The following is a 12,105-nucleotide window of genomic DNA, read 5'->3' on the forward strand; positions in this document are numbered from 1 at the left end:
GAACGGCTACCGTAACACTACATAAATATTTCAACTAAAACCGTTAGAACCAGCTCCACCGTTTCCTCTCAACAGCAAAAAAAGTTACGGTAATATGTTAGGGGAAGAATATCTTACATGGTTTAAAAATTTAGCTCCTCTTTTTACAGAAATGTTAACGGAAGATGGATCTATTGTTATTGAATTAGGAAATAGTTGGGAGTCACAACGTCCTGTTCAATCATTATTACCTTTACAATCATTACTTAATTTTGTTTCTTGTCCAGGAACAAATTTACGTCTTATTCAAGAGTTTATTTGTTATAACCCATCTCGTTTACCTTCTCCTGCAAATTGGGTAACAGTTAACCGCATTAGGACTGTTGATAGTTATACTCGTTTATGGTGGATAGCTAAAACAGATTTTCCTAAAGCAGACAATTCTAAAGTGTTACGTCCTTATAGCGATCGCATGAAATACCTTCTCAAAACAGGCAATTATAATGCAGGAAAAAGACCATCTGAACATAAAATTGGAAAAACTAGCTTTTTAAAGGATTGCGGAGGTTCTATTTCTCATAATATGATAGAAGTAGAGCCAATGGACTCTAAAAGAAAAGTACGCTTACCTAATATTTTCAATGCTTTTTCTTATTCTAATAGTAGTTCTAGAGATTTTTTTGCCAAGACTTGTAAAAAAAGAAAAATCAAACCTCATCCTGCTAGAATGCCAATGGGAGTACCTGCTTTTTTTATTAAATTTTTAACCGATCCAGGTGATTTAGTATTAGATCCATTTGCTGGTAGTAATACAACTGGATATGCAGCAGCTAGACTAGATCGTAAATGGTTAGCTATAGATGCAGAAGAAACTTTTGTAGAGCAGTCAAAAATTCGTTTTGAAGATCCTGCCTTACAAATTAAAGAAGCATCTGAATAAAATTATAGAGGATTACTTAGAATGGGAATTGTTAAACAAATTACAGAGATCAACCTTTTTACACGGAATAAATCTACTGGTGACTGGGAAACGGGTATATTTGTTGGTCGTCCTTTTCGTTTGAGTTATTCTAAAGCAGAAATTTTAGTTGCTGATGCTTGGAAACAACAAGCAAAGGGCATTCCTCAAGGATGTTTTTTATTAGCTTATTATGATAATGAATTTGATCAGCACAATGACATTGAAGCAATATTACTAAGAGTTATTCAACCAACAAAATTACCAACTGATCAAGAAGTAATTAGTAGCATGGTGGAATATTACAAAGATGATATTAAAACAGGAGAAACCAAAAAATCTCAATTAGATACTTTTACTCGCTATGAATTTTCTTTCAGTGGTTTAGAGTGTTCAATCTTAGGGTCTTTTTATATTGATAAAAATGGAAAAACTCGTTTTGGTGCGGACTTAGAAAACTTTTATAGCGCACATAATTATTCTGTTATTAAACCTTCAGCAGATATCTTAAAAGCTATTGTTAACTATAGAGAAAATGGAACACCAGGAGGAGCAGGAGATATAAAAATTGGCAAAGTTCGTTATAGTTCTAGCCGTCGTTTCCAGCAACAAGAAGATGATGTAATTGTTTATGTTCAAGCTCCTGATTTTGCAGGAAAAAGAACGGCTCTTTTTGGTATGACTAGAACTGGAAAATCAAACACAGTTAAAAAGATTATTCAATCTTGTGTTGAAATGAGCGAAAATGCACCTCTCAAATTAGATAAAGATAAAGAAACACCCGAAGAAGTTCTAAAACCTTTAACAGAAAATAATAATCCTAAATATCCTATAGGACAAATTATTTTTGATATTAATGGAGAATATGCGAATCCTAATCTTCAAGATAGAGGAACAGCAATTTTTGATTTATATCAAGAACAAACCATTAGATATTCAACTGTTCAAAAAGAGGGCTTTCGAGAAATGAAAGTTAACTTTTACAGAGAAATTGAAAACGGATTTGAATTAATTAAAAGTTATCCCACTATAGCAGAGGATAGAACAAGATTTGTAACTAATTTTAAATCTATTGATTTAACAAAGCCAGAAGATTACCAAAGCAATCATTCAGCAAAACATCGTTATGATAGAAAAATTGCTGTATATAAATGTTGTCTTTATAGAGCGGGTTTTCAAGTTCCCCCTAATCTCACGGTAAAATTTTCCGCAAATCAAAGCGTTCGCAACGATGTTAATTCAAATATTAATCCCTCTTCTGGACTAAATCTTGAAGAGGCTGCAAATTGGTGGGAAAATTTTTGGAATATTTATGACGAAGATCCAAACAATACCTTTGCTAATTATAGACAAGAGCATGAAGGACGTGAATGGGCAGATGATGATTTAAAAGCTTTACTTGTTATACTAACCCGTAGAAGTAACTCAGGACGGAGTGCTAATTGTTCAGGTTTTCGTATTCTTAGACCTATTGTAGAACAGCATACTAGCACCGCTCAAGATCCATTTGATCAAGATATTTTAAGTAATTTAAGACAAGGAAAAATTGTGATCGTCGATCTTTCCTTGGGTAATGCAGAAATACAAGCAATGTTTAGTGAAAGAATCTGTCAAAGAATATTTGCTGATGCTATCAATCGTTTTACTAGCACTCGTCCTAATAATTTTATTCAATTCTATTTTGAAGAAGCACATAACCTTTTCCCGAAAAAAGATGATAAAGACTTATCTCAAATTTACAATAGACTAGCTAAAGAAGGGGCTAAATTAAATCTTGGTTTAATTTATGCAACTCAAGAAGTTAGCTCAATTAGTAGTAATATTTTAAAAGCAACACAAAACTGGTTTATTTCTCATTTGAATAACGAAGATGAGATTAAAGAATTGAGAAAATATTATGATTTTAGTGATTTTACAGAAAGTTTAATTAGGTTTAGCCAAGATACAGACAAAGGTTTTGTTCGCATGAAAACTTATAGCAATTCCTTTGTTATTCCTGTTCAAATTGACCGCTTTCCTCCTGAAGATTAAATTATTAACATTATTAACAATGAGGTAAAAATCATGGGATATACAAGTAAAAACAATCGCCGTCCTTTTGAAAGTGCAAGTAAGGCATCGCATCATCATATTATTAATGATGCAGAAGTACAAGCAGTTATGAAAAGATTAGAAGAACCTCCTCAAGCTGATGATGTTTCTGTAGAACAATTAATAGAAGATTTTGAACCGTCTGAAAATAATCCTGTAGAGGCTATTATAGCTGTAGATGGTGGTTATACTGAAGTTATTTTAAACAAAGATTTTCCTTCTAGAACAATTCATTTTTTACAATTTGGAGCGTTATTTTTTAAATTAGAGGATCTAGCTGAAATAGATTCATCAGCTTTTATTGATCCGAAAGATATGGCTAAACTAAAGAAGATTCAACGTCTAAAATTAGCGTTACCAACTCGTAATTTATGCTTTAAAGATAGTAGGACATTAAAAGATACTGTCTTAAAAGCAATTTATGAATTTTGTTTAAATAATGATTTAGATGAAGATAAAACTTTAATAGATACTCTAGCTTGGTTTATTTTCCGTAAATATAAACAAGGACAAATAACAGAACAAGATAAATGTTATTATTTAGCCACTAATCCCTTGAGTCCAGACGGTAATCAGGTTCGTTTATTAGAAGCAGAAATGAACATAGATTATAGTTTTAATTGTCCAGAAACTGGTGGGAAAATCTATTTAACTGATATTTTTCGTCTTCATGAAGTTATTGATGAAGAAACAGGAGCTGCAGGGATTTTAGGTTATTTAGTTAATGTAATTGAACATTTAATTATTATTCACTTAATTCGGTTATTGTATAATAAACAACCAGAAATGCTTAAAAAAGTTTTATTTATTAAAGATGGTTCAACTGGGTTTTTTGGACAAACTGCACGACTTCATGTTCCCATGAAAGACTTAGTAAATTGGTTATTTAATAAACATAATGTTTTGTTAGCTGGACTTGAAAAAAGTGGTGCTTTTGTTGATCATGCTCAGAATATGCAAAATCAACTACAACCTGGAAAAGCACTTATAGCGTTTCTCGGACTCATGAGGTACACCTAACTTCTGCCTCCTGCCCCCTGCCTTCTGCCTCAAAGAGATAACTTCTGTACCTCACAAGTATGGGAACTGCTATATTTTAAGTGATGATTATATTTATCGATATATTTTACCTGGAAAGGGTGATCCAAATCTTCCTTATGCTTCTACCAGCAACTATGGACATAAAGTTATTTTTAAAACAAGGAATGGACAAATGTATGTTGTTTCTGTTCCAGTGAGAGAACTCAAGAAAAATCCCACCATTGATTATTTACCCAACTTGCAAGTAATACTAGAGAATGTGGAAGAATTACATTGTGATATGTATGATTCTGCCTTATTCCCTGTTGCTTTAGTCAATAAATTAGTCAGTCTTTCTGCACATCCTAGTCAAAGAATTCTTGCCAAGTTTGCTACTGGTACTATGAGGTAAATAAAGCACTAACAACAAAGCCAATTAGTGTTAGTTGCGAAATATTAGTCAATTCAAATAATAAAATTAGACCAATTTTAAACTAATTTTTGTCCTTCAACCATCTCTCCAAAAGTCAAAAAACACCTATGACACCAACCATTAACCCAAAGTGCAGGAAACTGAAACCTTGCGCCACAATTGGGACATTCCGACAACAATGTTAACTCATGCTTTGAATAAAACTGAGTCTTCTTCAACTGCCATTCAATCTTATAACCCAGATTCCGCACTTCAAAAAGTAGCATTAAATACTACAAGCCTGGGGTTAATAATTAAGTATAATTGCTTAAGCTCTTGAAGACAAAAAAGTGGGATAATTGTTTAAGTTGTTTCCTCTGTAAAAAAAGAGCGAAAAATGTCTTATTTAGAAGAAATACAAGTTAAAAATTTAGACCATTTAGGGATAGTAGCTGGTTTAATTGATGAAATAGAAATAGCCAAAATTATTAATAATAAATTAGGAATAGATGTTAGAGAAAAAATCTCAGCAGGTACAGTAGTTAAGTCTATTTTAATCAATGGACTAGGATTTGTTTCAAGACCTCTATATTTATTCAGTCAGTTTTTTCAAGATAAAGCCATTGAGAAATTGTTAGGAGAAAGAATTAAACCTGATTACCTTAATGATGATAAAATTGGGAGAGTAATGGATAAATTATATAAATATGGACTAAATAATATTTTTATTGAAGTAGTTTTAGAAGTAATTAAAAAATTTAAAATAGACCTTAAATACTCCCATTTAGATTCCACATCATTTCATTTAGATGGAGAATATAAAAGGGAAGAAGTTCAATAATTGATAATTAATGATGGATAATGGATAATTACCGAGAACCTAAAGTGAAGAGGATTGGATAGGAAGTCACGCTTTTTACTTTTTTCTCCTTAAAAGGAGAGGTCTTAAACCGAATTAATTAATTATCAATTGTCAATTGTCAATTATCCATTGATAAAGAGAAACAGGAAGAAGAAAAAATTATTAAAGAAAGACCAATTTTTATTAAGAAAGGATATTCTCGGGATCATAGACCAGACTTAAAACAATGTGTCTTGGATTTAATAACAAGCCAAGATGGAGATATCCCATTATTTGTGAGAGTAGGAGATGGAAATGAATCTGATAAAGCTGTATTTGGAAAAGTTTTAGTAGAATTCAAAAAGCAAATAAAGTTTGATAGTATCATGGTTTGTGATAGGGACTTCCAGAATAACAATCATCCAGCCTTCATACCAGAGATCCCTATTTTCCACCAGTTCGTAACATAACTAAGGCTGGATGATTATTTACTTGGATCTTCCATAGTGCTTTATATGGTCAAGAAAATCTCCAACTAACCCAACATTTATAAAAGAAGTTGAACTGATTGAAACTTACTCGAAAAAAAAGGAAAAGATTTATAAAATGATTAGTCTGATCATCAAAAAAGATGAAGAGATAAGTAGAAAGACTAAAGAAGCAGGAAAATTTATTTTAGCAACTAACTTAGTAGAGGAAAATAAATTAGAAGCTAGTGAAATTCTGATAACTTATACAAACCAGCAATCTACGGAAAGAGGATTTCGATGATTTATTAGCAATCTCTTTGCTAAGTTCTAAAAAATTATGTCTAAACTGTAAATAATTATCTTAGATTTGAAAAACTTTTTCAATTTTTAACCTTATTTTAATAGAAAATTATATTTTTACCACCTAGGATATACTACCAAAAAATCCATGTCTATTTTATACAATCAAAACTACCGTCATGTCTTCTGATAAAACCTCGGTTCAATCACAGAAATCATCAAGAAAAATTCATCCTAGTGTGTGGGTCTTAGGATTAGTTAGTTTATTCACGGATTTTGGCACTAAAGCCGTTCAATCGGTTTTACCCCTGTTTTTAGTGTCGGTTTTAGGAGCTAACATAAGCACCGTGGGACTAATTGAAGGCATCGCAGAATCAACTGCTTCTGTTTTAAAGCTATTTTCAGGAGCATTGAGTGATTACTGGGGACGGCGCAAAGAACTAGCAATCCTGGGATACGGTCTTTCAGCCGCCATTATTCCCGTATTTGCTCTAGCCAATAGCCCGTTTTGGGTATTAGTAGGACGATTTGGCGATCGCTTGGGAAAAGGCATCAGAGTAGCTCCCCGTAACGCTCTAGTAGCCGATGTAACCCCCCCAGAGCAACGAGGGGCAGCCTATGGGTTACGTCAAACCCTAGACACCATTGGGGCTTTTTCTGGTCCTTTGGTAGCCACCTTAATTCTATTGATCTCCGAGCAAAATTTCCGTCTGGTGTTTTGGGTTGCTCTCATACCAGGAATTATCTCTGTGTGTCTTTTGGTTAAAGGCATTCGAGAACCCCAATCTGCTGAAAGAAAACGCAATGCATCCATACAATGGAGCGTTTGTCGAAGGTTAGGGCGTAACTACTGGGCATTGGTTGGAGTAGCTATGTTATTTAATTTAGGTAACTTTAGCGATGCCTTTTTGCTGCTAAAAGCCCAGGAAATCGGGATTACAGCCACATGGATTCCTTTATCGATGATTGTGATGAATTTTTCCTATATGTTGAGTGCCTATCCTTTGGGAGCATTGTCGGATCGCATGGGTAGAAAACAGCTTTTAGTGGGGGGATTTTGGTTATTTGCCCTAGTTTATCTGGGTTTCGCCTGGATCGATCAACCTTGGCAAATCTGGGGACTGTTTGCTTTTTATGGGGTGTATCTTGGTATGAGTCAAGGGATCTTGTTAGCGTTGGTGGCAGACTTCACCCCTCCGGAGTTACGAGGAACAGGTTTCGGCATCATTAATTTAGTAATCGGCATAATTCTATTGCCAGCGAGTTTATTAGCAGGGTTTTTATGGCAAACGGTTAACTCTCAAACTCCTTTTTTGTTGGGGAGTGTATTGGCGATCGCAGCTAGTTTACTATTATTAATAGGGATTCGTAATGATAATTGAAGGAGGCAGGAGTTGAAAGGCAGTGGGCAGGAGGCCGTTTAGAGAGGTATTCAGATCCGCCTCTAAACGAAGGCCGCCAAATTAAAAATTTTGTCGGGGGACTTAAAGACCGGTGAGGCACCAAGAAAGGCTTTACTTTAACTAAAAATCTTCCCTCCTGACTCCTAACTCCTGACTCCTGACTCCTGACTCCTAACTCCTGACTCCTCCCTCCCCTACCAGACTAAGTTAAAAACTGTTGTAAAGATGAAACAAGCTACCCTACCAATTGTCAAATTTGAGATTTTTTATCATCTACAGCGTCCGACTTTTTGGATCATCAGTCTCTTATTTTTTGGCATTGCCTTAATGGACTCGGTTTCTAATGCGTCTCAAGGACAAGCCTTTTTTTTCATGAATAGTCCTTCTCAGATTTTTCAAACAACCATTTGGTACACTATTTTCGGTATTGTAGCAGCCGCGGCATTTGTAGCAGAAACCTTTGTTAGAGACGCAAACCACCGCATGGAAGGGTTAATACTTTCAACCCCGATCAGTAAATGGAATTATTTGGGGCTTCGTTTTTTATCGGCGGTAGGAATGACATTATTAGCCTTTTCGGGTTATTTACCAGGGACTATATTAGGAACTTTGATGCCTGGTCTTAATCCCTACGCTTTGGGACCTTTTCGTCCCGATGCCTATATTTTTAGTTATTTTTTATTTGTTATTCCCAATTTATTTTTAGCCTCAGCGATCGCTTTTTTATTAGCATCCCGTACCCGTAACTTAGCTATTACCTATGCCGGGGCGATCGTTTTGGTGATGCTTTATTTAGCATCTTTAATGATGGTGGGGATGGATGTTATTAACTTTAGTCAGTATCGTTTCTGGTCAATGTTTGATCCCTTTGGTTTCCATGCTTTCGAGGAAACCCGTCTTGGTTGGACTGTTTATCAACACAATACTTTGATGCCCAACTTGACAAACACTTTACTATTAAATCGTTTATTGTGGGTCACAGTGGGGTTAGTTGCCTGTGGGTTTAGTTATCAAACCTATTCTCTAAAAATGTTAAAGCGATCGCCTCAAAAGAAAGCTAGGGATACGGGGGGAGAAAAAAACGTATCAACGCAGAGGCAAGAATACTCCCAGACTTGGAAACAGAGTAACACTTCTCAGTTGCTAACTATTTTTCAGCAACGGTGCGATCGCAGTTTGTTCGAGATCCGATGGATATTGCAAGGGCGAGCATTTTGGTTACTGACGGGGTTTGGTTTAATTACCCTGGTGATGACGGCTTTGGGAACTGGCTCTTATAACTATTCCAACCCCAGTACGGATCTTTTGATCCATGCAGCTAATGTATACTTTGAATATATCTTGTTTGCCATCATCGTCATCTATGCGGCAGAGTTAATGTGGCGCGATCGTCAAATGCGTATCCAAGATGTCATAGATGCAACCCCTATTTCCAATGGGGTGTTATTACTCTCGAAACTGACTGCTTTATTTGTCATGATCAGTTTTAACCTATTGCTGGCTATGGTGGTAATGATCCCCTATCAAGCTCTGAATGGTTATTATGATTTTGAAATACCTTTATACTTGCAAATGCTATTTGTTGAGCATGGACCCTATTTTTATTTAATTGCAGTATTATCTTTATTTACCCAAGTTATAACCCAACATAAGTATGCAGGAATGGCTTTGGCTATTGCCATCGCTCTTTCAAAAATTCCCTTAGATGCTTTTGGACTCTATCATAACCTTTATCGTTTTGCCTCTACTAATGACATCGAATATTCTTTGATGAATGGTTACGGTAACTTACTGACGGGACATCTTTGGTATAGCCTTTATTGGGGTGTCGCCGGAGCTATTTTAATGGCGATCGCTTATATTATTTGGCCTAGGGGAACTGCTAAAACCAGTTGGGGAAAGGCTTGGAAACAAGCTAATGCGGGCATTAAACGGACGTTATTTGCTTTAATTGCTCTGTTTGCCGGGGTAGGTGGTTGGATCGCTTACAATACGATGGTGGTTAACCCCTATCAACCTCCAGGGAAGGAAGAAACTGCCGCCGAGATCGAAAAACGGTTTAATCAGTACGAAAATCTACCGATGCCGGTGGTTGTTTCTACAGATGTTAATGTAGAGATGTTTCCCGATCAGGGTTATTTTGTTGCTAACGGGACTTATGGTTTAGAAAACCGCACAGATACTCCTATCAAAGAAATTCATTTACTGACATTTATTAATTTAGATCTTGCAGAGGTTAATTATCCAGGAGCAAAGTTGAAAGAGGCACATCCTGAATGGGGTTATTATATCTATACCTTGGATCGCCCTTTGATGCCAGGAGAAAGGGAAAATCTCGAATTTACTACTAAAACCGAAGCAACCAAAGGTTTTCGTAATCAAGTGGACAGTGATGACGTTTACATGGTTTATCCTAACGATGTTGTGGGGAATGGCACTAATTTACATAGTCCGTTTATCTTACCTTTTGTGGGCTATACCAAGATGGTAGAACATAAGAAGGCTTGGTTACGGGATAAATTAGATTTACCTCCCTTAGAGGAAAGAATGCGCTCTTACGACGATGAAATTGGACTTTCCCAAGCTTTATCGGTGAGTCACTTGGGATGGGGTGAGGTGAATATTACTGTTAGTACATCTGCTGATCAACAGGTAATAACATCAGGAACTTTACTTAAACAATGGCAAGAAGGCGATCGCAATTATTTTCAGTATCAGCTAGAAGCACCAGATAGAGGTAAATTTACCCTGTTTTCGGGTCGTTATGGGGTTCATAAAAATAATAATTATCGGGTTCCCATTGAAATCTATTATCATCCCCAACATAAAGAAAATGTCGAACTAATGGCTAATCATATCGGTGAAGCTTTAGAGTTTTATGAAAAAATATTTGGTCCCTATCCTTTTGAACAAGTGCGGGTGGTGGAATTTGTTTACTACGATGGTATGGTATTCTCCGATAGGGGAACCATCGGTATTCCGGAGGTTTTAGTTTGGAAAAACACAGCACAAGGATTAGGTAAAGAAAATATTATTGATTGGTTGACTTATTTGTTAGCTTATGCTTGGTGGGAAGACCAAATGGTCATCGCCGATGTTTCTGGCAGTATGACTATTCGGGAGGCGTTGAGTGCTTATGGTAGTTCTCTCTATCAACGTTACCGTCGTAGCCCAGAAATACAAGAGTTAGCCAAAAAACAACAGATGAGAACCTTTTTCCGTCAACTTGGCAAACTCGATTTCCAAGAACCTGCTTTAATTGAAGTATATAACGAGTTGGCGATCGCCCGTTATAAAGGGGGTATGGTTCTAGAATTAATTGAAGACTTAATCGGACAGGAAGCTTTACTAACGGCTATTAGGGAGTTTTTTGGGGAGTATCGTTACCAAAATCCCCCTTATGCGACGGTTATCGACTTCCAGGATGCAATTTTACGCCAAACTCCTCCCAAATACAAGGAAACTATCGCAGAATTGTTTGCTGAAGTTATTACCTATCAAGTAGGTTTAACTAATGGTTTTTATGAAAAGTTACCGGATGGAAAATTTAAAATTACCCTCGATATAGAAGCTCAAAAAATATACACAAGAGAACTGGGGAGACAGGAAATAACTGAGTTAGACATCCCTTTAACTATTGCTTTGTCTGACCAACAGGGAAACACTATCTATGAACAAAAACACGAAATTGATAATCAGTCAGCAACCCTTGAGTTAATTATAGATCAACTTCCTAGTTCTGCTACAGTTGATCCTGATTATGTTTTACCTTCGGCTTTTGTTCAAGATAATGTTAGGATTTTGCGAGAGAAAACACCTCAAAATTGAAATCGCTCTTCTGTAATTAAGTTATCGGGTAAACAAATTAAATTACCAAATCTTGGGGAGCAAACGACTACTTTGTTGTTGATAAGCGGCAAAATCGGGGTATTTATTAGCCATACTTTGCTCCTTTTCCCCTATCCTCTGTAAATACAGCAACGTAATTAGACCAGGTAAAATAAAAGCCCACAAAGACCCTGCAATAACACTGAAACTACTGTAACGCATTAAGTCTCCTAAATAATTGATGTGTCGCACTGAACGCCAAATACCGTCTTTAACTAAACCACTTCCAAGACTTTTAGCTGTCATTTTTTGCACATCTGCTGCAGTATTAATCAGACTTCCGAAGATATACAATGGTATAGCAATGGCGGCAGTTGAATAAGCAAGAGAATTAGCATTAGTAAACGCAAAGTAACCTGGTAAACAATAGAAGACACCGACAAATAAAATAACAGATATAAATGACAATATGCCTACTTTTTCAGTGAAAAGTTGTTGACGACGTTGCGGAAATAGCCATTGCTCTAAATAACCACCAAAGACAGTAGCTAATGTGTAAACAAAGATAAATAACTTGTCTATAATCTTTCACTCCGTAAATCAAAGCTAAAGTTAATAGACATAAAATAGTAACAATTTTAGCTACATTTATAGCGGTAAGTTGTGTTACCTCAAAGCCAGATGATTTTGTTGATGTTTCCATTTTAGGGATGATGATAAACGCTTGCTAAAGATCGTATCAAATACTCGACTAAGTTATCAATTCCCTGAGAGAATATATAAGTGTTGGTGGTGGATAATTG

8 protein-coding genes and 3 pseudogenes are annotated in these 12,105 nt (G+C 35.8%); 9 read left to right on the forward strand and 2 right to left on the reverse strand.

Features of this window, described 5'->3' with window-relative positions; all coding sequences use genetic code 11:
* Positions 1-25: 25 nt before the first annotated feature.
* From P9B04_RS16760 to P9B04_RS16800, 9 genes and pseudogenes are all read left to right on the forward strand, one after another.
* A complete protein-coding gene (locus P9B04_RS16760) occupies positions 26-919 on the forward strand; it encodes a site-specific DNA-methyltransferase (RefSeq protein ID WP_342056146.1) in 894 nt (297 codons plus the stop codon).
* Between the two features lie 21 nt (positions 920-940).
* Positions 941-2,968: an ATP-binding protein gene (locus tag P9B04_RS16765; protein ID WP_342056126.1), complete on the forward strand. Its 2,028-nt coding sequence runs from the start codon at positions 941-943 to the stop codon at positions 2,966-2,968.
* Positions 2,969-3,001: 33 nt separating this feature from the next.
* Positions 3,002-4,048, forward strand: a complete 1,047-nt coding sequence (locus tag P9B04_RS16770; protein WP_342056127.1) for a NurA domain-containing protein — start codon at positions 3,002-3,004, stop codon at positions 4,046-4,048.
* A gap of 193 nt (positions 4,049-4,241) precedes the next feature.
* Complete coding sequence (locus P9B04_RS16775; RefSeq protein ID WP_342056128.1) at positions 4,242-4,460, forward strand: hypothetical protein; 219 nt, start codon at positions 4,242-4,244, stop codon at positions 4,458-4,460.
* Positions 4,461-4,857: 397 nt separating this feature from the next.
* Positions 4,858-5,292: pseudogene (locus P9B04_RS16780) on the forward strand (IS1634 family transposase); the annotation flags it as partial.
* 161 nt (positions 5,293-5,453) lie between these two features.
* Positions 5,454-5,699: pseudogene (locus tag P9B04_RS16785) on the forward strand (IS1634 family transposase); the annotation flags it as partial.
* 151 nt (positions 5,700-5,850) lie between these two features.
* Positions 5,851-6,069: pseudogene (locus P9B04_RS16790) on the forward strand (IS1634 family transposase); the annotation flags it as partial.
* Between the two features lie 181 nt (positions 6,070-6,250).
* The gene (locus P9B04_RS16795; RefSeq protein WP_342056129.1) at positions 6,251-7,453 is read left to right on the forward strand and encodes an MFS transporter; all 1,203 of its coding nucleotides are present in this window, start codon (positions 6,251-6,253) and stop codon (positions 7,451-7,453) included.
* A 246-nt stretch (positions 7,454-7,699) separates the two neighbouring features.
* Positions 7,700-11,302 carry an ABC transporter permease/M1 family aminopeptidase gene (locus P9B04_RS16800; RefSeq protein ID WP_342056130.1) on the forward strand — a complete coding sequence of 1,201 codons (3,603 nt, stop codon included), beginning with the start codon at positions 7,700-7,702 and terminating at the stop codon, positions 11,300-11,302.
* Positions 11,303-11,344: 42 nt separating this feature from the next.
* On the opposite strand, the gene P9B04_RS16805 is transcribed toward P9B04_RS16800, so the two are convergent.
* Positions 11,345-11,770: a methyltransferase family protein gene (locus P9B04_RS16805; RefSeq protein WP_342056131.1), complete on the reverse strand. Its 426-nt coding sequence runs from the start codon at positions 11,768-11,770 to the stop codon at positions 11,345-11,347.
* A 13-nt stretch (positions 11,771-11,783) separates the two neighbouring features.
* Positions 11,784-12,005 carry a hypothetical protein gene (locus P9B04_RS16810; RefSeq protein ID WP_342056132.1) on the reverse strand — a complete coding sequence of 74 codons (222 nt, stop codon included), beginning with the start codon at positions 12,003-12,005 and terminating at the stop codon, positions 11,784-11,786.
* Between the last annotated feature and the right edge of the window lie 100 nt (positions 12,006-12,105).

The sequence above is a fragment of the Crocosphaera sp. Alani8 genome, assembly GCF_038442745.1.
Classification (GTDB): Bacteria; Cyanobacteriota; Cyanobacteriia; order Cyanobacteriales; family Microcystaceae; genus Crocosphaera.